This window comes from Streptomyces sp. NPDC031474, assembly GCF_055581185.1.
Genome location: NZ_JBVIJX010000044.1, coordinates 1 through 21,486, shown reverse-complemented (window position 1 = coordinate 21,486; position 21,486 = coordinate 1). Strand labels below are relative to the sequence as shown.

Genomic DNA, 21,486 nt, shown 5'->3' with positions numbered 1-21,486 from the left:
CGTGCCAAAACCAAACAGGAGGGGGCCGGTCATGCGCGTCTCAAAGAAGATTCTCGCGGCCTCGGCTACCGGGGTAATGCTCGTCGCGCTCGCCGGCTGCGGTCGCGGCGGCTCGGACCAGAGCGCGACCACCGACAAGGCCAGGGTGGCGCTGGTCACCAGAGATCTCACCAACGCGTACTGGGTCGCGTGGGACAAGGGGGCCAAGGCCGCGTTCGCCAAGCGGGGCGTCACCGGCACCGTGGCCGTCGGCGACTCCGAGACCGACATCCAGGGCATGAGCAACAACCTGTCGACCCTGGCGAACCAGAACTGGGACTGCATCGGCGTGGTCCCGATCAACGACTCGAACGTGATCACCCCGCTCGTGGCCGCCGCCAAGCGGGGCATCCACGTCATCGACATCGACGCCCTCATCGACCCGAAGGCCGCCAAGGCGGCGGGACTCGACGTTGCGACGTACATCGGCAGCGACAACGAGAAGGCCGGCACGCTGGCGGGCGACCGCATGGCGACGATCCTCGGTGGCACCGGGAAGGTCGCCATGCTGCTGGGCACCCCCGGCGAGCACAACTCGACGCTGCGCCAGCAGGGCTTCCGCGCGGCCGTCAAGGGCAAGCTTCAGATCGTCCAGCAGGTGTCCGCGAACTTCGAGCGCGCCGCGGCGCAGACCGCGACCGAAGCGATCCTGCGTGCTCACCCCGACCTGACCGGCATCTTCGCCGCGAACGACGAGATGGGCCTGGGCGCACTCCGGGCGGTCACTGCCGCGGGACTGGCCGACAAGGTGAAGGTCATCAGCGTCGACGGGATCCAGGAGGCGCTGGAGTCGGTGCGCGACGGCGGGCTCGCCGCCACCGTGATCCAGTACCCGTACGTGATGAGCGGGATGGCCGTCGACGCGTGCATCGCGTTGAAGAACGGTCACCGTCTGCCCTCCTACGTGCCCGCGCCGATCTCCCTGATCACCAAGGACAACGCGCAGAAGCAGATCGACGCCTATCCGAAGCCGCTGCAGAAGGTCGCCAACCCCTTCAAGGACATGCTGGAGCCGGTGAAGTGAGCGCGCACACGGACGCACGGACCGTGTCGGCCAAGGACTCTCCCGAAGCCTCGCCCAGGTCCCACACGGCGTCAGCGTTCGGACGGCTGCGCCGCTCGGGCTTCTGGGGCAAGAACGCCGTGTACCTCGGCCTCCTCGGGGTGTGGCTGCTGTTCTTCATCCTCACCCCCGACTTCCTGACCGTGTCGAACGTGGAGGCGGTGCTCGTCTCGTCGGCGGTGGCCGTCGTGATGGCCGTCGGCCAGACCTTCGTGATCGTCGTCGGCGGCATCGACCTCACGATCGGTTCGAACGTGCAGTTCTCCGGGATCCTGCTCGGCGTCCTGTTCTCGACCGCGGGGATCGGACTCGGGTACTCGATACCGCTCACCATCCTCGGCGGCCTGGCGGTCGGCGCCGTCGTCGGTGGTGTCATCGCCCTGTTCAAGATCAACGACTTCGTGGTCACACTGGGCGGGCTGAGCATTCTGTCCGGTGCGGGGCTGATCCTCTCGGACGGTCAGCCACTGAGCGTACGCAGCACGGCGCTTCTCGACTTCGCCACGGACGGCTTCGGTGGGCTGAAGTACTTCATCCTCGTCGCGGTGGTGGTCGTGGCCATCGGCCACGTACTGATGTTCTACACGCGTGTCGGCGGACACATCAGGGCCACCGGCGGAAACGAACTGGCCGCCCGGGAGGCGGGCATCGCCACGACGGCGATCAAGGTGACCGCCTACACCATCTGCGGCTGTACCGCCGGTATCGCGGCCTTGCTCCTGGTCGCCCGCACCGGCGCGGCGGATCCGAACGTCGGTACGTCCCTGCTGCTCGGCTCGATCGCCGCGGTCGTGCTCGGCGGGGCCAGCCTCAAGGGGGGCAAGGGATCCGTGATCGGGTCCGCGGTGGGCGCGCTGCTGCTGACGTCGTTGCTGAACGGCTTCACGCTCATGCAGGTGTCGCCCTTCTACCAGCCGATCGCGGTGGGCGGCGTGGTCATCGCGTCGGCGATCTTCAACAAGACGGTGAAGCGATGAGTACGCACACGACAACGGACGCGCCGCTGTTCGAGGCACGGGACGTGCACAAGTCCTTCGGCGCCGTCGATGTCCTGCGTGGCATGTCGGTCGGGGTGGAGCCCGGACACATCACTGCCATCGTGGGCGACAACGGTGCCGGCAAGTCCACCTTCATCAAATGCCTCACAGGCATCTACTCGCCCGACGCGGGCTCGCTCGCGTTCCGCGGCAAGGCCGTGACCGTGAGCAGCCCGGACCACGCGCGGAAGCTCGGGATCGAGACCGTCTACCAGGACCTCGGACTCGTCGACGACCTGCCCGTCTGGCACAACCTCCACCTGAACCGGGAGCTCACCTGGGGCCGCGGCCCCTTCTCCGTCCTGCGGCGCAAGGCCATGTCCCGCGACGCGGCCCGCATGCTCGAGGAGCTGGACGTGCGCATCCCGTCGCCCGACATCGAGATCAGGGCCCTCTCCGGAGGCCAGCGGCAGGCGGTCGCCATCAGCCGCGCGGTCTCCTGGGGCCCGTCGCTGGTCATCATGGACGAACCGACCGCGGCACTGGGCGTGCGGGAGACCGCCGCCGTCGAGGAACTCATCGGCCGGCTGCGCTCACGAGGCACGAGCGTGCTGCTCATCAGCCACGACATGCCCCAGGTACTGCGCCTGTGCGACACCGTGACCGTGCTGCGGCACGGCCGCACCGTGTCCTCCCGCCCAGTGGGCCAGCTCTCGCCCGACCGCCTGGTGGCCCTCATCACCGGCGCCTCGACCGACAAGGAGATGTTCGCATGAGCAAACGATTCAACCACATGGGTATCACGGTCTTCAACCTGGAACGCTCCCTGGACTTCTACTGCGGGGAACTCGGCCTGCCCCGCCCGCCCGAGGGACACGTCTTCACCGTCAAGGGAGCCTGGCTCGGCAAGCTCGTCGGCGCGGACGACCCGCGGATCCGAGTGGCCTTCATACCGCTGGACGACGGCATCCTCGAACTCCTCGAATACGAGAAGCCGCAGGACGGCACCACTGCGGCATCGCTGCGGAACTGGGACGTCGGTGCGGCACATCTCGCCTTGAACATGCCCGGGCTCCAGGACTTCTACGACCGCAACCGGCGCCGTCTCGACTTCGTCTCGGAGCCGCAGACCGTCGAGGGCGGCCCGTGGAGCGGCGGCACCGTCGTCTACCTCCGCGACCCCGACGGCATCTCCGTCGAACTCGTCGGGGCGGCGGGTGACTAGCCGACGTGCCGCCGGCGTTCTGTCGATGGGGGAGAGTCTGATCGACCTGACCCAGACCGTCGGGGCCGACGACCACTATGTCGCACACCCCGGCGGCAGCCCCCTCAACGTCGCCGTCGGGCTGGCCCGACTGGGCACCGCCGTGTGCTTCGCCGGCACCATCTCCACCGACGCCCTGGGGATGCGCACCCGGCGCTTCCTCCAGGACGAGGGAGTGGACCTCCGTCTGTCCGTCCCCGTGCCGACGCGGACCACGTTGGCGCTCGCCACTCTCGTAGAGGGGCAGCCGCACTACTCCTTCTACGCCAGTCCCGCGCCGGCCGGGGTGTTCCACCCCGCCGACGCGGTCGCGGACGGAGAGTTCTCAGTCGTGCACGCGGGCTCCATCGGGCTCCTCGACGCGGATGTGTACGCGTCGGCGGTCAAGCTGTTCTCCCGAGGGGACGGGGTGCGGACGCTGGATCCCAACGTACGTCCCGGTCTGGTCACCGACCCGGAGCGCTACCGGGCCGACATCGCCCGGCTGGCCGCCCATGCCACCGTGGTCAAACTCAGTGCCGAGGACGCCGACTTCCTCGCGCCGGACCGGCCCGCGGCGGCACTCGCCGCCGACTACCTCTCCCGGGGCAGCACGGCGGTGATCCTCACCGCGGCAGAACAGGGCGCCACGGTCCACCACGCGTCGGGCTCCGCGACCGTCCCCGTGAGTGGCGCTCCTGTCGTGGACACCACGGGCGGCGGCGACGCCGTCACCGCAGCCGTCATCAGCAGGCTGGTAGCGGAAGGTGTACCCGACGACCTGCACGGCTGGACGCGCGTCCTGCGGTTCGCCATGCAGGCAGCCGGCGTCTGCTGCTCGCGCCCGGGCGGCGCGGAGGCGATGCCCACGGCCGACGATCTCGCACCACCCCACCAGCGCCTCATCGTGAATGAACGGACAGCATGGCAACGGAAGTGAAAGTACCCACGACGGGCAACGCCGGCGAGGCCGCCGTCGTCCTCGAATGGAATGTGTCCGTGGGCTCCGAGGTGAGCACCGGCGACATCCTCGGCAGCCTGGAGACCGCCAAGTCCGCCATGGACGTCGAAGCACCCGTCAGCGGTTCGGTGCTCGAGATCCTCGTCGCCGAGGGCGAGGAGGCCCCCGAGCACTCCACCCTCATGCTCATCGGCGCGCCCGGTGAGGCCGACTCCGCGGGATCCCCGGCCGGGCAGTCGCCACCGAAAGCGTCGGCCGGGCCGGTCGTGCGGGAAGCGCCGCCCACAGTGCGAGCCCCGCGCCCGGACAGCCGCACACGGGTCAACGCCTCTCCGCGCGCCCGACGCATCGCGGCCGAGCGCGGTATCGACCTGGCGAGCCTGGACGGCTCGGGGCCGTTCGGCCGGATCGTCATCCGCGATGTCCCGGCCGCCGCCCCTGACACACACCCTTCGGTGACTTCGGCGCCGTCCGTGGCCGCGTCGTCGGACGGCTCCCGCGTGGTCCCGGTGCGTGGAGCCCGGAAGGTGACCGCGCGGCGTATGCAGGCATCGCTGCAGGAGGCCGCCCAGGTCACGCTCACCCGCTACGCGCCGGCGGACGCGTTGGTCCACTACGCCGCGCGTCTGAAAGAGGTCGCGCAGACCGACGATCGGCCGGCTGTGAGCATCAACGACCTTGTGCTCTTCGCCACGGCACGCACGGTCGGGAAGCACCCGGCCCTCAACGCGTGGTTCGACTGGGACGGCATCACCCAGTTCTCCACCGTGCACCTGGGCGTCGCCGTGGACACCGGGAAAGCGTTGCTGGTCCCGGTCATCCTGCAGGCCGACACGCTGACGCTCGGCCAGCTCTCCGCCGCCGCGCGTTCGGTGATCACCCGGGCTCGTGACAGCAGGATCGAAGCACGCGAGATGGAAGGCGGCACGTTCACTGTCTCCAACCTCGGAGGACTCGGGGTCCACTGGTTCACGCCCGTGCTGAACCCGCCGCAGGCAGGCATCCTCGGCGTCGGCGCGGTTCACCGTGCCCATCCCGACGCGCCCGCCGTCCTTCCGCTGTCCCTTACGTTCGACCACCGTGCCATCGACGGCGCGGCCGCAGCGGCGGCGCTCCGGGACATCGCGCACGCCGTGCAGACCGTAGACACCCTCGCCGCGTTCTGAGCGCTGCGTCCGCCCCACAGGAGTCATAACCGCCATGGCGAAAGAACTGATGATCGACCCGTCCGCCGTACGTGAGAGGCGGGAACTGACGCTCGCCCCCGTACCCGTCAATGCCTACGTTCCCGACCTTGAACGGGAGCGTTCGCTCTACGGCACGGACGCCCTGCGCCGCATCGGACGGGACATGGTCCTTGTGCGTGAGTTCGAGCTGATGCTCAACGCGATCAAACGTGAGGGCTCGTACCTCGGTATCGACTACGTGCACCAAGGCCCCGCCCATCTGTCCATCGGCCAGGAGGCGGCCGCGGTGGGACAGGCGTTCTCACTCGGCGTCACCGACAAGGTGTTCGGCAGCCATCGCAGTCACGGCGAGGTCATCGCCAAGGGACTGTCCGCGATCGCCGAGTCGACGCCCGACAGCCTCAACCCCGAACTGGAGGCGTGGTCGGACGGCGCGGTCTGGCGCGTCGTCCGTGAGCGGCTCGCGGACAACGACTTCGAACAGCAGGCGATCAACTTCCTCATGTACGGCATGACGGCGGAGACCTTCGGACGCAGCACCGGTTTCAACCGGGGGCTGGGCGGCAGCATGCACGCGTTCTTCCCGCCTCTGGGTATTTTCCCCAACAACGCCATCGTCGGCGGATCGGCCCCGCTGGCGACCGGTGCGGCGTTGTACAACCGGCTGCGGCGAACCGAGGGCATCGTCGTGGCCAGCATCGGTGACGCCTCGGTCGGAACCGGCCCGGTCTGGGAGTCGTTCAACTTCGCCGGCATGGCCCAGCTGACGGGCCTCATGGACGACGAGCATCGCGGCGGCCTTCCCGTCGTCTTCTTCGTCGTCAACAACTTCTACGGCATGGGCGGGCAGACCATCGGCGAGACGATGGCCTTCGACCAGCTGTCGCGCATCGGCGCGGGCGTCAACCGGCACAACATGCACACCCAGACCGTCGACGGCAACGATCCCTTCGCGGTCATTGATGCGATGACGACGGCGCGCGAGCACATCGAGCGCGGTGAAGGTCCGGTCCTCATCGACTGTCAGACCTACCGTCTGTCCGGGCACTCACCGAGCGACGCGTCGTCCTACCGCACGAAGGACGAGGTCGACCTGTGGACGGCGGCGGATCCGGTCGACTCCTACTTCCAACGGCTCGTCGAGGGCGGCGTGTTCGACGCGACGCTTCAGACGGAGCTGAAGGCGTGGGCCGAGAAAACCGTACGAGCCACGCTCGAGGTGGCCGTCGACTTCACGATCTCGCCCCGTCTGGACCTGCGCACGGATCCCGGTGTGATGGCGGGCATCACCTTCAACAACGCGACGACCGACCGCGAGAGCGCACCCGCCGGTGAGACGACCGTGCCCCTCGCCGAGCTGCCGCACCTCCTCAACGTCGGCAAGAAGTCACGCACCGGGACCGCCGGGGGGAAGGCCCTGAGCGGCGCACGCGCCCTGACCTTCCGGGACGCCCTCTTCGAGGCGATCGCGTCGGCCGTCGCGGCGGACGACCGCATCGCCCTGTGGGGCGAGGAGAACCGTGACTGGGGCGGTTCCTTCGGTGTCTATCGGGGACTCACAGAACTGCTGCCCCGGCACCGTCTCTTCAACGCGCCCATCTCCGAGGCCGCCATCGTGGGCGCGGGTGTCGGTTTCGCACTCAGCGGAGGCCGGTCCCTGATCGAGCTCATGTACGCGGACTTCATCGGTCGCGCGGGCGACGAGATCTTCAACCAGATGGCGAAGTGGCAGCCGATGTCGGGCGGACTCGTCCGGATACCCATGGTCATGCGGGTCTCCGTGGGTGCCAAGTACGGAGCGCAGCACTCCCAGGACTGGAGTTCGATGGTGGCCGGCGTGCCCGGACTGAAGGTGGTCTTCCCCGCCACCGCCCGCGATGCGAAGGGGCTCATGGCGAGCGCCCTCGCCGGCGACGACCCCGTGGTGTTCTTCGAGAGTCAACGCCTGTACGACCTGCCCGAGACGGTGCATGCCGACGGTGTTCCGCGAGAGGACTACTTCGTGCCCATCGGCCGCCCCGCGGTCGTGCGAACCGGCTCCGGCCTCACGATCCTCACCGTCGGCGCCGCGCTGTACCGCGCGCTCGACGCCGCGAAGACACTGGAGGAGCGGCACGGGATGAGCGTGGAGGTCATCGACGCCCGCTCCCTGGTGCCCTTCGAGTACGACATCCTCCTGGAGTCGGTCGCGAAGACCGGCCGCCTCGTCTGTGTCTCGGACGCCAGTCTCCGCGGCAGCTGGCTGAACACCGTCGCCGCCAAGACGTCCGAGGAGGCATTCGACCACCTCGACGCGCCCGTCGTCGTCCTCGGCGCACGCAACTGGATCGCCCCTCCGGCCGAGCTGGAGTGGGAGTTCTTCGTGACGTCCGACGACATCCTCGACGCGGTGCACACACGCATCGTGCCGTTGCCGGGCCATGTCGTTCAGCCCGGCCCCGGTGCCGACGGAACGCTTCATGAGTCGGCACTGGGCATCTGACAGCAGCCGAAGCCGTGCCGTTCACCTGAAGCGACACCCATAGGAAGAACTGACATCCATGACGAACGATGCACCGGACACGCATGTCGACCTCGTCGTCCTCGGCGCCGGCCCCGGAGGATACGTCGCGGCCGTGCGGGCCGCTCAACTGGGCTTGCGGGTAGCCATCGTCGAGGAGCGGTACTGGGGCGGAGTGTGTCTCAACGTGGGATGCGTACCGACCAAATCACTCCTGCGCAACGCGGAGATCGCGCGCATCCTGCGGGACGACGCCGCCCAGTACGGGATCTCGGGAGACCTCAGCATCGACTACCGAGCCGCCTACGAGCGCAGCCGCACGGTCGCGCAGGCCAGAGCCCAGGGCATCCACTACCTGATGCGCAAGAACGGCGTCGTCGAACTCGAAGGGCGTGGAGCGTTCACGGGGCCTCGGACGATGGAGGTGGCCCTCGGCACCGGCGGAACCCGGTACGTGACCTTCGACAAAGCGATCATCGCGACGGGTGCGAACGCCAGACTGCTCACCGGTGTCGGTCTGAGCGCGAACGTCGTGGACTACGAGGGGATGATCCTCGCGGAGAGCGTGCCCGACTCCGTCGTGATCATCGGTGCCGGCGCGATCGGTGTCGAGTTCGCCTCCCTCCTCTCGGCGTACGGAGTCACGGTGACCGTCGTCGAGTACGCCGACCGGGCTCTGCCGAACGAGGACGCCGATGTGTCGAAGGAGATCGCCCGGCAACTCAGGAAGCAGGGCGTCCAGTTGATCACCGGAGCCCGCGTGGAGTCGGTGGAGGACACAGGTGACGTCGTACACCTCACCTGCCACGGGACGGGCACGGACACCCCCGCGGAGATCGTCGCCGACAAGGTACTCGTCTCCATCGGCTTCGTCCCCCGCGTCGACGGCTACGGTCTGGAAAAGACGGGCGCCGTCCTGACCGGCCGGGGCGCGATCGATATCGACGAGCGGATGCGCACCACGGCGGACGGGATCTACGCCGTCGGCGACGTGACCGCGAAACTGCAGCTCGCCCATGTCGCGGAAGCGCAAGGCATCGTCGCGGCCGAGGACGCCGCAGGGCACGATCCCCAGCCTCTGGGGGACTACCGGATGATGCCGCGTGCGACCTTCGCACAGCCGCAGGCCGCCAGCTTCGGCCTGACCGAGCAACAGGCACGCGACGAGGGCCACGACGTGATCGTCTCGACGTTTCCCTTCAACGCCAACGCCAGAGCGCACGCCGTCGGTGACGCGAGCGGATTCGTCAAGCTCGTCGCCGACGCCAAACATGGCGAGTTGATCGGCGCTCACCTGGTCGGGCACGAGGTCTCAGAACTGCTCCCCGAGCTCACACTCGCCCAACGCTTCGAGCTGACGGCGGAGGATCTCACGTACAACGTCCACACCCACCCCACGATGAGCGAGGCCCTGCAGGAGGCGATCCACGGGCTGACCGGACCGATGATCAACCTTTGACGGCGACAGGTGGTCCTCTCCTCCGCCGAGCGGGGCTCGGGCTCCAGGCTTTCCTGCCGTGAGGACGCGCCGGCCCTGCGTGATCCTGCCGCGACCCCGGCCGCGCCGCCGCCGAAATACGGTACGGCAGGGCCGGGGTCGCGGCAGGACGACCCGGGCCGCGTTGTCGGCGTTGTCCAGGACGACGATCACGCGACGGACGGCCGTGCGGTCACGGTGGAGATCCCGCTGGGGCCTCACCGCCCGGCAGCATGGCGGACGCTGCACCGAGCCGCTTCGGAAGCCGTGCCAGGAACTCGGGGGGTGCCGAACCGTCGGTCGGCACCCCCCCGAGTTCCGTCTCAGGCAGCCTTCTGCCAGGCGCGCAGGAGCGCGGCGAGCGACCATGGCGCCGGGCCCTACTGCCGGGCCGCCGGCGATTCTTCCCGACACCGGAAGCGCGACCGTCTTCACGCTCCGGCTGCTGGCCCACCGCGTCCAGCAGCTGACCGACGAGGTGAAAGAACTCACCCGCAGGGTCAACCAAGACGTCCGCACCCATCATCCAGGGCTCCTAGACATCGTCGGCGTCGGGCCCAGCAGTGCCGCTGCCCTGCTGATCGCCGCTGGCGACAACCCGGACCGGCTGGCCAACGAGGTATCCTTCGCTGCTCTGTGCGGCGTCAGCCCCGTCGAGCAGTTCTCCGGAAAGATCCGGCGACGACGGCTGAACCGCGGCGGCAACCGCCAGGCCAACGCCGCCCTCTACCGCATCGTCGTGACACGCCGAGACGCCCGCACGCGCACCTACCTCGAACGACGCACGAAGCAGGGCATGTCGAAACGCGAGATCATCCGCTGTCTCAAACGCTACGTGGCCCGCGAGATCTACCGGCAGATACAACCGACGACTGCCTCCACCACCGCAGCTAACTGCCACTTGACGCAACATAGTGGCATCTTGAACACCCCACCTGACGGCCGGGATGCGCCGCTACATCGCCGAACGCGACTGGCTCACCGTCTATCAACTCCCGCCCTACGCACCGGATCTCAACCCAGTCGAGGGCAACTGGTGCATGAACCACGGCGGCCGGGCCGAGCTCGCGGACGCGATGCAGGCGATCGCGGAGGATGTGAAGGCGGGGCTGCTCGACCCGTCGAAGGTCAGCGAGAAGACGATCCAGAAGTACATGTACTACCCGGACATGCCGAACGTCGACCTGTTCCTGCAACCCAGCGGGGAGCAGCGCACCTCCAAACGCCGAGATGGTCTTCCAGGACGTGCTGTGGCCGGACTTCGACCGACGTGGCCTGTGGCGGGCGTGTCTGGACCGGCGGTTCGGCGAGCGATCCCGAACGAGGCGTTGCTGGCCATGGACGGGCGTTCCTCGGAGGCCTGACGGGAGGTGCAGGAACGGGGGCCCCACCGGTTGTGTCAGCCCCGCCGCCCCTGCCCTGAGTTGGCTACGCCGGCGGAGCGTACAGGTCGCGGTCCTGCAGCCAGTCCAGAACGGTCGTCACCGCCTCCGCCAGTTGTTCTGGCTGGTTGCGCAGGTAGTGGTTCGCGCCGGCGACGTGGTGCCGGGAGACCTCTCCACTGACGCTTTCCATGATGAGGTCAGCGTGTGAGACGGGCACCCCGTTGTCCGCACCGGCGGTGAGCACCAGAGCGGGCACCGTCACCTGGTGTCCGAACTTCACGGTCGAGGTGTTGGTCTCGTCGATGCTCCACTGCGAGAGCCAGCTTCGCAGCGAAGAGTACCGGCCCAACGCGATGGACGAGTTGTTCATCTGGGACGGATCGCCGATGAAGCTTGTCCCGGCCTGTCGCTCGTTCGGTTCGAGCGTGGGATCGAGCCAGCGGGGATCGGCCATCGTGCCGTAGACCACGAACGGGAGGCTGAGACCCACCTCTCCGTTCGGGCCCGCGTCGGCGAGCCTCTCTTTCACCCAGGCGGTGATGCGGCGGCTCCGCGCCAGCTGCGCCTCCCGGTACTGGGCGACGAAATCGGCAGAGTACGGCGGCTTCGGCGAATTCCCCCTCCCGTACAAATCCAGATCCGGATTCCGGCGGAACGGGTCGCGCTCGTCGATGATCGACGCATCCAGGGAGTCGGTGAGCAGTGCAGCCCGGGAAATGTGCGAGTTCAGCTGGAGAACGGCATCTGCGGCAATGAGATCGGAAAGGTCGACAGATTCACCGGTCGGCGTCTCGGTTATTGTGGGCTTCTCGGCCTGGGCCTGATAAGTGGTGACGACCGATCCGCCACCGCTCCATCCGCCGAGGACGACTTTTGCGTACCCGTGCTCCTCACGGAGATAGCGAATCCACTGACCGAGGTCGATGAGGACGTTCTCCATGATGAGCGCGGAGTCGTTGTTCGGATACCGAGTACTCGCGCAGAAGACATGCGCACCACGGCGCGCGAGTTCCTGCGGAAGGGGAAGGCTGTGAAGCCGTCCCGCCGGGTGAATGAAGACGATGGCCGTGTCCTGCTGCACATCGGAGCGGGCGAGCAGTGTTCCTTCCAGGAGCACCGTGTCGTCCCACGACCCGTAGGACTCACGGCCTCCCGTCTTGTTGGCGAAGGCGATGGTGATGGTCGTGGACTCGAAGCCACGCGGTTCAGACCGGGGCATTTCCCTGCTCCTGTTCAGTGATCACCGGGTCGACGCGGAGGGGCTTGCGGGTCTCGACCATGATGATCTCCCACTCGACCCGGTTGTAGGCATCCATGGCCCCCCTGACCGCCTTGTGCACTTCCTCCGACATGCCGTGGTGGATCCCCTGAGGGGAGTGGTCGATGAGCCCCGTCGGCAGGGGCGAGCCGAAGGCCGAGCCTCCGTGCAGCAGGGCGACCTCGTCGAAGTCGGCGTTGCGGTGGTGGTACGGCACCCGCTCCACGCCGGGGCGCGTCTCCGCGGGACGGGGCAGCAGGTTGAGCAGGTTGACCCCGGGGGCCGTCAGGAAGACGTGCGCCGACGGCGGCAGGTGCAGACTGTCGGAGGTGATGACGTTCCAGTCCGCGATGTTGAAGGAGAACGGGAAGAGGTCGCCCTTCCAGCCGAGGACGTCGAACGGGTGGGACTCGCTGATGACGTCGGAGTATTCGCCGTCGTACTTCACCCTGATCCGGTACTCGCCGGGGTCGGTGACGGCTTCCTGGAGGGTGGGGATCCTCAAGAGGTCGGGGTCGAACGGGGCGTACCGGCCGAGGCCGGCATATGTCGGCACCCGCAGTTCGCCGCTGTAGGTGTCGATGCCGAACAGGTTCAGCGGCGTGTCGACAACCCAGCGCCGGGTCGCCCCCTTGGGGAGGAACACGTAGTCCCCGACGCCGAACGGCAAGACGCCGTATTCCGTCTCGACCGTGCCGCTTCCCTCGTGGACGAACCAGCATTCGTCGCCGTCCACGTTCCGGAAGAACCACGGCATGGATTCCTGCCGACGGCTCGACCAGATCGAAACGTCACTGTTGTAGAAAAGGCGCTGGGGAACACCGTCGGCAGAGGCGCTGTCGCTCGTCTTGAGCACGTTGCTGTCGAATGCGGTGGTGCGGAAACGGCCCTCGGTACGGTACTTCCCCGGATCCCCGTGACGGTAAAAGAGCGTCATAGGGCCGTCGAATCCATCGCGAGTCAGGCCGTCCTCGACGAGTCCGTCGAGATCGCGATGCGCTTGTCTAGGCGTACGGCCCTGACTCACTTGCAGGATTGAGCGTGGCTGAGGCACGGATACTCACCTTTCGGTGACTAATTTCGCGGCTCGGAAAGAGCCGCTGTCCCACCTCAATAGTGCGAGCCGAGGAGGCAATCGTCAAGCGCTTTACGACATCCTTTTTGTGAGGAGGCCGAACCTGCCGGCGCGCTCAGGAGCCCCGTGCGTCGGAGGCGTCGGCCAGCGTATGGAGCAGTTCCGCGAGGTGGCGCTGCTGCTGAGGATCCAGGCAGCTCAGCCACTCCCGCTCAAGCTCAGCCTGACCTTTGATCGCGCATTCGAGCTGTTCCCGACCGCTGTCGGTCAGCTGTACGACGACCAGCCGTCGATCAGTGGGAACGGGCTTGCGCCGCACCATCCCGGCCGCCTCCAGCTTGTTCACGGCACTGCTGACCGCCGCGCGGGTGGACCACATTTGCTCCGCCAGGTCTCTGATCTCCTGATCGCCCCCGCTCCACAGTGCGTTGAGCACCCGGAAGCCGGCCCAGGACCAGCCGAACTGCCGGTGGTAGGCGTCCGCCTTCGTCGAGAACTGCCCGAACGTACGGATCATGTTCACGGCGACGAGCATCCGAACACGGCCCTCGTCGGATATCAGGCCCGCTCGCCGATGCTTCTCGGCCAGAAGTTCAGCCGCTCGCCTCCGGTTATCTGACGTCATGATCATCTACGTTTCTGTCGAGTGTGCGGGGAGGGCGGGTCACGCGCTTGCCCCACGGTGCGGCGGGGCGTGCGGGAAGGCCCCACAACGATGAGGCGGTGTGGCCCGCGTCCGTACGGTCTCCTGCCTTTGCGTAATTTTCACTCAGTGCGCGGGCGAAGCTGAAATGGGGCTCCATCACGATGCGCGCCGACTGTGCGACCAGCCACACGTAACCCACGGCCGCCGATGCAGGGCCCCCACGGCGAACCGGCGATATCGGTTCCGAAGATCTCCACCGCGTGCGCCATGTTCACAAAGCCGTGCTCCGCCGCGATGGCCTCCGCCCACTTCTCCACCGCCGGGCCCTCGACCTCGACCTTGCCGCATACGCGGCAGACGAGGTGGTGGTGGTGTTCGCCGGTGGAGCAGCGGCGGTAGACCGTGGTCAGCCAGACGGAGTCGCCCTTGTGCTTGAGCATGTCGTTCAGTTCCTGCGCGCTGCGGAACTCGTCGACCTCGTCGAGCGCCGCAGCCACGGCGGCCCGCTGCCGGATCGCACGGCCTCTCACGGAAGGTCCTGCGGGTCACCGGTTACCTCCTCGCGTCTGCCCTGCCAGGCCATTGTGCCAGCCCGGCCTGTCAGAGCCCGGGACACAGGCTCTCCCCGTCAGACGCCGACCTTGCCACTCAGTAACTCGCCGAAACCCCACGCTTCCCGCCGGACGTCGCGTGAAATGGCGCAGCCGGACAGACGGGTCCTTCGGGTGGTGCTGCGCGGGACCCAACCTCGGTCCGCGCCTGTACCGACGGCCATCAACTGGCGGAGGCCGGGGCCGGGGTCCCAGCCTCCTTGCTGTCCGCTGTCCGCTGACGGCTGGAGGACCACCCCGTCAATGCACACATCGTGAAGTCACCAATAGTGAGTGAGAAAATCAAAGAACATTGTGACTTCCACAAGCAGGGTGGGTGAATTCTGCTATAGTGGTAGGCAGTTGAGTCCCCTAGGAGGGTGAGTGAGCCAGTCACCACAGGAAGAGGGCCCGATCAACGCCACCACGGCGCGGAACAACCTGTACGCGCTGGTGAAGCTCGTTGAAGAGCAGGGGCGCACCACGGTGATCACCAAGCACAAGGTGCGCGCTCTGCTGGCTCCGCTGGACCGGTTTCCGGCAGCGCGGAAGACCGATGCCTTCCCGGCTCATGTGCTGAGTACGGCGCAGAGGGACTTCGGCGACCTCGTCACGCTGGCGGCCAAGGGCCAGCCGCAGGTGCTCCTGCGCAACACCACTCCGGTCGCGGTGCTGCTCCCCGCCGACCCCTCTCCTGATGCGCTCTCGTCGGACACGGCCGCGCACTCCGGCGCGGTGACCGCAGGAGGTGCGGTGAACAGCCAAGGCAACCAGGACCGCGGCAGCACGCCCCGCAGGCTCGCCACGCTCGGCGACGCCATCGGTTCCGTACTCACCGACGGCCCTGCTGGCGGCCCCACCTTCGGGCTGCCCGGCCTGGACGCCGCGACAGGCGGTCTGCAGCGGGGCAAGCTGACGCTGGTGGCAGCTCGTCCGAGCGTCGGCGGAAGCCTGCTGGGACTGGCGGCCGCACGCAAGACGGCACTTGTCGACCACGACATGGTCCTGTACGCGGCCTCCGGGCCGAACCGGGACGACATCTTCCGCCGGATCATCTCCGCCGAGACCGGCGGCGAATATGCGCGACTCAAGCAGGGCCGCCTTACCGAGCATGAGCAGAAAGTCGCCCACCAGCTCGTCCAGGCGGGCGACCTCCTGATGATCGATGACGGCAGTGACCTGACCGCCGAGGACATCAGGGAGACCGCCCCGCACATGGAGGGCCTGGCCCTGGTGGTTGTGGACCGCCTGCAGGCCGCCCACAGCGCCCGTCTGCCGCTGTCCGGGGACCGTCTCCCGGACGCCTCGCAGGTCCTGGCCACTCTCGCGCGCACATTGCACGTGCCGGTGCTCGCCATCGTGGACAGTGACGATCCCGCACTCCTGGGACTCCTGGACGCCGACGTCACATTGACGCTCACGCCGACCGAGGACCCGGCTCGGGTTCAGGTGACGGTCGCGGAGCGCGACTTTGGCACGATCGGCTCGGCGTACCTGCAGCCCGACATGATCCACGCCCGCTTCCTCGACGCCGGCGCCGCCTCCCGCAGCCGCGCCGACAGCCCGGCGGGCCCGGGGCTCTCGGTGTCCGCCGGTGGAACGGAGGCGGTGGAACTGGCCGAAGCCGCCCTCCCCTACACATCCGGTGGACACCAGGGGATCCCCGCCGCCCTCACACACGAGCTCGCGGCATGGCGGACCGCAGTCACGAGCGGCGACCAGGCCGCGCTGAAGGAGATCCTGCCGTCGCTGCTCCAGGCCGCCGCCACGGTCTCCCAGTGGCCGGACACCCACGAGGGGCAGCGCCTCGCCAACGCGCTTCGGCCCTACGGCACGCCCGAATCCGCGGACAACGCCACCGGCGCCGGGCGGCCCCCTACTCCCGCTGCCACTGCGGCTGTTCACGCCCCGGGAGGCAACAGGCAGGCCCGGGCTGACGCGCCGGAGGACGAAGAAGACGACGAGGACGGTCTGCAGCCAGGGGACGAAGAAGACGAGCCCAAGGGCCACGTCTTCCCTGCCCTGAAGATCCTCAAGGACTCGGTCGACCGCTCGAAGATGCACCCGATCAAGGTCATCCGCAAGGAGGAGCACGACAGCGGTCCGTGGCCGCTGATCAGCGAGCACATGGACGGCGAGCCCCGCTGGGCCCACCCCGACGTCACCGTCACCCGCGTTCCCCACATCCGTGAGAATGGAAAGCGCGTCCGGCGCGACAAGATCGACGTACCCGGCTCCTTCGGTGAGGGCGTGCTGTGCCTCATCGACCGCAACGGCTCCTTCCCCTCCGCCTGTTCGGCCGTCCCGCTCGCCCCGAACAAGCTCCTGCACACCGGCCCGCTCGACGCCTACGACAAGGCCGGGGCCGGGATCTACCTCATCGACATCCCAAAGTGGACCCGCACCGACATGCCCCACCCCCTGGGGCGGATCATCGACCGTCCCGACGAGGACGGCCGGGTATGGGTCACCACCCCCCACATCAAGCAACTGGTCAAGCTCGTCCGCGACAACCACATCGCAGCGATGCCGACCATCTACGACTCCTGGACTGGCAAGGCCAACGAGTCCCTGTTCAAGCCGTTCTACGAGGCCACCCGCAAGGCACGCACCGAGCTCGTCCAGGTCGGCGGCGACCCCTACAAGACGTACAAGACCCGCCTGTCCATCGCCCTGCGCCTGCTGTGGCCCAAGCGCCCCTCCCAGCGATCCCCGTTCTGGCGGCCGGACTGGCGCATGAGCATGGTCGCCGAGGCCTCGGTCCGGCACTGGACCGTCGCCTTCAAGGCCGTCCAGGAAGGCCACCAGCTCATCGCGCTGCGCAACGTCGACCAGGCCATCTTCTGGACGCCACCCGGCACGCCGCCCTCCACGTACCGGATCGGGACCGGCTTCGGCGAAGTCAAGCGCAAGTTCGTCCAGGCCGGAGAGACCATCCTCGAAGGTGACGACTGATGGCCGGCCCCACCGGGCGCGGAGGGTCCCTGGGCGCCGCCCTCAACGACCTCCTGCGCTCCCAAGTCACCCCCCGCCACCGGCTGTCCTCCTACAACGCCAAGCACTGGCACGCCCAACTCAGCCAGCTCACCGCGACCCACCGCGGACAGCAGGCCCTCGCGGACGCCGGCCTGAACGTCACGACCAAGACCCTCATCAACTGGCTGTCCGACTCCGAGTACAACGTCCGCAGCAGCTACCTCGACGTCATCCACACCGCGTACGAGAACGTCGCCATAGTTCCCGCCGACCCGCTCCCCGACCACATCACAGACGGCCAGTACGAGATCAGCGGCGTCGTCAAAACCGGCGACGACGTACGTACGCGCGGCACCGCGGACGCCGCGCCCCTGCGGATCGACGGCAGCCGGGGCCACTGGGACGCGATCGAGGAACTCTGGCTCGCCGGCGAGCTCACCGACGACGAGTTCGAGGACCACTTCATCGACGACGTCATCGTCGAGGACATCGGCGAAGGCACCGACGGCTGGGAGTTCACCGGCGCCTCGTACTCCGTCGAAGTCCGGTAGCAGTACGCGGTAGCTGGGACGAAGTTGGAGCCAACTCTCTGTTACGGGAGTCTGTTTCCAGGCGGTCGGCACGCCACTGACGGGTCTGTGCGGCAACAGCCCGAGCCGTACAGACTGCCCGAATCCCGATCACGCACGGGGCGGCACACCGAACCGCTCCGCTATCCCCGGATTCGCCATGTCAGCAGCAGGGTGCCGGCCGTCGTGGCCGCGCCTCCTGAATTTTGGAGGGCTTATGTCCCAGAAGAACACCGAGCCGCAAGACCCAGCGGCTCCGGCGCGCTTTGGTATGCCTCAGGCCATGGTGGGCCTGGGCTTCGTCGCGGCCGCTGTCGTGCTGCGCCTGGTCGCGGGCATGAGCTTGCGCGACTCCGTCACGCTGCTGGCCGCGGCCGGCGCGGTTGGGGTGGCGCTTCCCCAGCGGCGGCGGGAAACGCGGTCTGCTGCGGCGCCTGTTGAATGCCGCACTGGCGTCCGGTTCTGGCAGCTGACGGGGGGGGCGATGATGGCGCGTCCGGAATCGCCGGTCGACCACACCGTGCCGGCCTTGGGCATGCTCGCCGAGTATCTGCGCCGACTGCGTCGGACGGCGGGCCTTTCGTACGGTGAACTCGCCGTACGAAGCAATTGCTCGGCTGCTCACCTCAAGCGGGCAGTCGGTCTGGGACTCGTAGCCGGCGACGGCGGGGTTGAGGGCGTAGCGGTGGCCGCGGCCGCCTCCGGAGCGCAGGACGATGCCGCGCTCGACGAGCAGGCCCATGGCGCGGCTCATCGAGGCCTGGCCGACGCCGAGGATCGCGTCGATCTCGGACTGCTTCATCCCGACGTTCCCGCCCGGGGCCTGGTGCTCGACCATCAGCGAGGTAGTCGGGGTTGCGCATCCAGAAGTCCAGTTTCTCAAGACGCACTTGAGTGCGGACGACTCCCACGGCAGATTCCAGTCCGGGGGCGGCTCGCTCGATGTCGGACACCGGCTCGCAGGCCCCGTCGATGAGCAGCAGGAGCCGCACGGCATCCTGATCCCGGCCTGTCACCCGCTCTGCGGCTTCTGGATTGGACAGTCCTTGATCCACGGCCCCAAGGTATCGCCCCGTAGCCGCGCCTGTACCGTCCGCGTACGAAGTGATCGTGCGCCCGGCCGCGAGCGGAGTCTCATGGCGTCTCGTCGACACGTATCCGGCGACGGGACGACAGATCGATCACCGTAGCGCTGGGTCGAACAAGTTCCTCGAGAGCCTTGCGAAATGGGTCCGCCGGCGAGCGTCCCGAGGGACTGGTGTGACGCCGCTGGAAGCGATGTCGCCGACTGCCTTGGGCGAAGTACTCCTGCCGCCGCCGGTAGATGTCGTAGGTGCTCGGGACCAGTCGGCGCGGACTGCAACGGGGAACGGTTCGTGTAGACCGGCGGCGCGCGTTGCCGTTGACACCCGCGGCTGGTCTCGGATCCCCAGAACCGCCTTCACCGCCTCGCGGCGCGCGCTGACGAAGTCGAGCTCGGGGAAGTACTCACTGCGCGGCGTTGATGAGGGGGATAACGCACGGCAGGACGCCAGAGCGCGGGACTCGCTGGTTTGGTACTCCGGGTGCGCAGGCGACAACCAGGCCCGGGTCACCGTCGACCCGAACCGGTGTGCCTCGCTGCGCAGGGCTGCGAAGCGGGCGCGAGGCCCTGCGGTCGAGCCCACCTTCACGTAGGACACCGCGCCGGTGATCGCTAGCACGTAGATAAAGCCGGTGCCTTTCGCAGCCCGGTTGGGGACCGGTCGCTTCTTGATGTAGTTCTGCAGCCAACCGCGAGGATCGTCGTACACCAGGTCTAACTTCCCTGCCCTTTCGCTGTGTTGGCGCACAGTGAACCGGAAGGGTCTGACATCGGACACAGGCCTGCAACCAGACGCGCAGGCGCCCGGCGACATCAACTCCCGGACAGCCGCCAGACCCGTGCCCGACTCACGCCAAGACCCTGGCGGGGGTGAAGCCTGCGAACACCCGGGGCCCGGCCTCACAGGCGAGGGCAGCACGGGCCGTCCCAGCTCTACGCCGGACTCGACCCCACTTCGTGACGAGGGCCTCTGTACGTTCGGTCCCTGCCGTTCGGTCCCTGGTAAACGTGCAGGTCACGACGGTAGACGACGCCAGCAAGGGACCCAAGGGACTCTAGTTGGGAATTATGAACGAGTTATGTGTGCGTGTACGCGCGGGCGTATCTGTTGAGGTATCCGTACGTAGGTGGCTCATAATTGGAGTTCTCGGTCCCTACAGTCCCTCTCGGGTACCGCATCGGCTCCTGAGCTGCGGGAATGTCCAGGGACTCAAGGAGGGTCCAGCCCGCGGGCCCGCCGCGCTCAGGCCCTGCCCGGAGGGCAGTAGCAGCGGGAACGGCCTGGTGAGGGATCGGCGCTATGAGCCCCAGGCAGGAAGTGCCCGCCATCCGGGACTGCTTGAGTCCCTGTGCCGTCGATGCTCCTCCAGGGCTGCCGATAGAGGAATCACGGTCCCTCAAGACACTCGCATTTAGGGCATTGCGGTCACATGTCGCGCATTCTGGTCTCTCTTCAGAGACTCAAGGGACCGTAGGGACCCGAAAACAGATACGGCGCCACGCGGGGGAGCTGCGACCTGTCCCCGCTCGGGGGTCCTACACTCTCTTCCGAAAGCCAGTCCCTACAGTCCCTTTGGTCCCTCACTCCAGCACGCGCCCGCCCCGGCCGGACAAGTCAGGGACCGAAGGACAAGCCCCTCACCGAAGGACAGATGCGTGCCCGGCCCCGACGTGACGCGAGCGCCCGCCACTGAGCGGACAGCCTCACCCCACGCCGTGGCCCGCTGGTGTGCCGAACAGGGCTGGCCAGTCCACCCTTTGTCGGCCGGACGCAAGACGCCCGCCGCCAACTGCCCGGACTGCAAGGGCAAGCACCACACGCCCGCGGGATGCGCCTGTATCCCCGCCGGCCGCCCCTGCCACGGATTCCACGCCGCGACGACCAACGCCACGAGTATCGACGCCTGGTGGTCCGCTCACCCTTCCTGGGGCGTCGGCGTGGCATGCGGCGGTGCCGACCTGATCGTCATCGACATCGACGCTCACGCCGCCACGGTCCCGGACCGCAGCCGGCTCCTGCCCGGGATCGCCATCCACGACTCCGTGAACCTGGATGGCCTGGCCTCAGGCTTCGACACCCTGGCACTTCTGGCCGCACTGCGTGGCCAACCCAGTCCGGCGGACGACGACAGCACGCTGCGTGTGCGCACCCCCTCCGGCGGACTGCACGTGTGGTACCGAAACCCCCACCCCGCCATCCGGTTCCGCTGCTCGACCGGGTCCGGCACCAAGACCGCACTGGCCTGGCAGGTCGATGTCCGAGCCGACGGCGGCTACATCGTCGCCCCCACCACCCGTACCACGCACGGCACTTACCTGCGGGAGGGGCCCTCCCATCTGCCTGCACCACTGCCCGAGTGGCTAAGGGTTGTCCCGTAATTGGTCTTTGCCGGGCAGGATGGCCTGCGTTTCTCTGCTATCCGGCGAGGGTGAGGTTGTGCAGGCGGGCGATGCCG

At 67.9% G+C, this 21,486-nt stretch carries 14 protein-coding genes and 4 pseudogenes; 13 read left to right on the top strand and 5 right to left on the bottom strand.

What is annotated here, in order from left to right; translation table 11 throughout:
- The first annotated feature begins 31 nt into the window (after positions 1–31).
- The 10 genes and pseudogenes from ACZ5SK_RS46345 to ACZ5SK_RS46300 all read left to right on the top strand — a co-directional run.
- Entirely contained in the window at positions 32–1,063 is a 1,032-nt protein-coding gene (locus ACZ5SK_RS46345) for a substrate-binding domain-containing protein (protein WP_069764856.1), read from the top strand.
- Complete coding sequence (locus ACZ5SK_RS46340) at positions 1,060–2,079, top strand: ABC transporter permease (RefSeq protein WP_088245473.1); 1,020 nt, start codon at positions 1,060–1,062, stop codon at positions 2,077–2,079. The genes ACZ5SK_RS46345 and ACZ5SK_RS46340 overlap by 4 nt, the downstream gene beginning before the upstream one ends.
- A complete protein-coding gene (locus ACZ5SK_RS46335; protein ID WP_069764857.1) occupies positions 2,076–2,855 on the top strand; it encodes an ATP-binding cassette domain-containing protein in 780 nt (259 codons plus the stop codon). The genes ACZ5SK_RS46340 and ACZ5SK_RS46335 overlap by 4 nt, the downstream gene beginning before the upstream one ends.
- Entirely contained in the window at positions 2,852–3,304 is a 453-nt protein-coding gene (locus ACZ5SK_RS46330) for a VOC family protein (protein WP_069764858.1), read from the top strand. Before ACZ5SK_RS46335 ends, ACZ5SK_RS46330 begins: the two co-directional genes overlap by 4 nt.
- Positions 3,305–3,329: 25 nt before the next feature.
- Positions 3,330–4,262, top strand: a complete 933-nt coding sequence (locus tag ACZ5SK_RS46325) for a carbohydrate kinase family protein (RefSeq protein ID WP_069764859.1) — start codon at positions 3,330–3,332, stop codon at positions 4,260–4,262.
- Entirely contained in the window at positions 4,247–5,449 is a 1,203-nt protein-coding gene (locus tag ACZ5SK_RS46320) for a dihydrolipoamide acetyltransferase family protein (RefSeq protein WP_069764860.1), read from the top strand. The genes ACZ5SK_RS46325 and ACZ5SK_RS46320 overlap by 16 nt, the downstream gene beginning before the upstream one ends.
- A gap of 34 nt (positions 5,450–5,483) precedes the next feature.
- Positions 5,484–7,952: an alpha-ketoacid dehydrogenase subunit alpha/beta gene (locus ACZ5SK_RS46315; protein ID WP_468158794.1), complete on the top strand. Its 2,469-nt coding sequence runs from the start codon at positions 5,484–5,486 to the stop codon at positions 7,950–7,952.
- A 58-nt stretch (positions 7,953–8,010) separates the two neighbouring features.
- Complete coding sequence (gene lpdA, locus ACZ5SK_RS46310; RefSeq protein ID WP_387729622.1) at positions 8,011–9,429, top strand: dihydrolipoyl dehydrogenase; 1,419 nt, start codon at positions 8,011–8,013, stop codon at positions 9,427–9,429.
- A gap of 451 nt (positions 9,430–9,880) precedes the next feature.
- A pseudogene (locus ACZ5SK_RS46305) lies at positions 9,881–10,330 on the top strand (transposase); the annotation flags it as partial.
- A 151-nt stretch (positions 10,331–10,481) separates the two neighbouring features.
- A pseudogene (locus ACZ5SK_RS46300) lies at positions 10,482–10,755 on the top strand (undecaprenyl diphosphate synthase family protein); the annotation flags it as partial.
- A 120-nt stretch (positions 10,756–10,875) separates the two neighbouring features.
- Here ACZ5SK_RS46300 and ACZ5SK_RS46295 read toward each other — a convergent pair.
- The 4 genes and pseudogenes from ACZ5SK_RS46295 to ACZ5SK_RS46280 form a co-directional block, all read right to left on the bottom strand.
- Entirely contained in the window at positions 10,876–12,051 is a 1,176-nt protein-coding gene (locus tag ACZ5SK_RS46295; RefSeq protein WP_069764863.1) for an alpha/beta fold hydrolase, read from the bottom strand.
- Positions 12,038–13,027 (bottom strand): homogentisate 1,2-dioxygenase, encoded by a 990-nt coding sequence (locus ACZ5SK_RS46290; RefSeq protein ID WP_468418061.1) that lies wholly within the window; start codon positions 13,025–13,027, stop codon positions 12,038–12,040. The genes ACZ5SK_RS46295 and ACZ5SK_RS46290 overlap by 14 nt, the downstream gene beginning before the upstream one ends.
- Positions 13,028–13,280: 253 nt before the next feature.
- Positions 13,281–13,796 carry a MarR family transcriptional regulator gene (locus ACZ5SK_RS46285; RefSeq protein WP_079141244.1) on the bottom strand — a complete coding sequence of 172 codons (516 nt, stop codon included), beginning with the start codon at positions 13,794–13,796 and terminating at the stop codon, positions 13,281–13,283.
- Positions 13,797–14,050: 254 nt separating this feature from the next.
- Positions 14,051–14,341, bottom strand: a pseudogene (locus ACZ5SK_RS46280) (Fur family transcriptional regulator); the annotation flags it as partial.
- A gap of 444 nt (positions 14,342–14,785) precedes the next feature.
- On the opposite strand from ACZ5SK_RS46280, the gene ACZ5SK_RS46275 reads away from it, so the two are divergent.
- A complete protein-coding gene (locus ACZ5SK_RS46275) occupies positions 14,786–17,356 on the top strand; it encodes a type II toxin-antitoxin system prevent-host-death family antitoxin (protein ID WP_334581491.1) in 2,571 nt (856 codons plus the stop codon).
- Positions 17,356–17,928 (top strand): hypothetical protein, encoded by a 573-nt coding sequence (locus ACZ5SK_RS46270; RefSeq protein WP_334581490.1) that lies wholly within the window; start codon positions 17,356–17,358, stop codon positions 17,926–17,928. Before ACZ5SK_RS46275 ends, ACZ5SK_RS46270 begins: the two co-directional genes overlap by 1 nt.
- Before the next feature lie 181 nt (positions 17,929–18,109).
- On the opposite strand, the gene ACZ5SK_RS46265 is transcribed toward ACZ5SK_RS46270, so the two are convergent.
- Positions 18,110–18,784, bottom strand: a complete 675-nt coding sequence (locus ACZ5SK_RS46265) for a hypothetical protein (RefSeq protein WP_468577943.1) — start codon at positions 18,782–18,784, stop codon at positions 18,110–18,112.
- A 1,962-nt stretch (positions 18,785–20,746) separates the two neighbouring features.
- On the opposite strand from ACZ5SK_RS46265, the pseudogene ACZ5SK_RS46260 reads away from it, so the two are divergent.
- A pseudogene (locus ACZ5SK_RS46260) lies at positions 20,747–21,394 on the top strand (bifunctional DNA primase/polymerase); the annotation flags it as partial.
- Positions 21,395–21,486 lie beyond the last annotated feature (92 nt).

Excerpts from the sequence above, each read along its gene's own strand:
- ACZ5SK_RS46295 (WP_069764863.1), bottom strand. The coding sequence starts at position 12,051 with ATGCCCCGGTCTGAACCGCGTGGCTTCGAGTCCACGACCATCACCATC.
- ACZ5SK_RS46270 (WP_334581490.1), top strand. The coding sequence starts at position 17,356 with ATGGCCGGCCCCACCGGGCGCGGAGGGTCCCTGGGCGCCGCCCTCAAC.
- ACZ5SK_RS46345 (WP_069764856.1), top strand. The coding sequence starts at position 32 with ATGCGCGTCTCAAAGAAGATTCTCGCGGCCTCGGCTACCGGGGTAATG.
- ACZ5SK_RS46315 (WP_468158794.1), top strand. The coding sequence starts at position 5,484 with ATGGCGAAAGAACTGATGATCGACCCGTCCGCCGTACGTGAGAGGCGG.
- ACZ5SK_RS46330 (WP_069764858.1), top strand. The coding sequence starts at position 2,852 with ATGAGCAAACGATTCAACCACATGGGTATCACGGTCTTCAACCTGGAA.
- ACZ5SK_RS46325 (WP_069764859.1), top strand. The coding sequence starts at position 3,330 with ATGGGGGAGAGTCTGATCGACCTGACCCAGACCGTCGGGGCCGACGAC.
- ACZ5SK_RS46285 (WP_079141244.1), bottom strand. The coding sequence starts at position 13,796 with ATGATCATGACGTCAGATAACCGGAGGCGAGCGGCTGAACTTCTGGCC.
- lpdA (WP_387729622.1), top strand. The coding sequence starts at position 8,011 with ATGACGAACGATGCACCGGACACGCATGTCGACCTCGTCGTCCTCGGC.
- ACZ5SK_RS46335 (WP_069764857.1), top strand. The coding sequence starts at position 2,076 with ATGAGTACGCACACGACAACGGACGCGCCGCTGTTCGAGGCACGGGAC.
- ACZ5SK_RS46290 (WP_468418061.1), bottom strand. The coding sequence starts at position 13,027 with ATGACGCTCTTTTACCGTCACGGGGATCCGGGGAAGTACCGTACCGAG.
- ACZ5SK_RS46265 (WP_468577943.1), bottom strand. The coding sequence starts at position 18,784 with ATGGTCGAGCACCAGGCCCCGGGCGGGAACGTCGGGATGAAGCAGTCC.
- ACZ5SK_RS46320 (WP_069764860.1), top strand. The coding sequence starts at position 4,247 with ATGGCAACGGAAGTGAAAGTACCCACGACGGGCAACGCCGGCGAGGCC.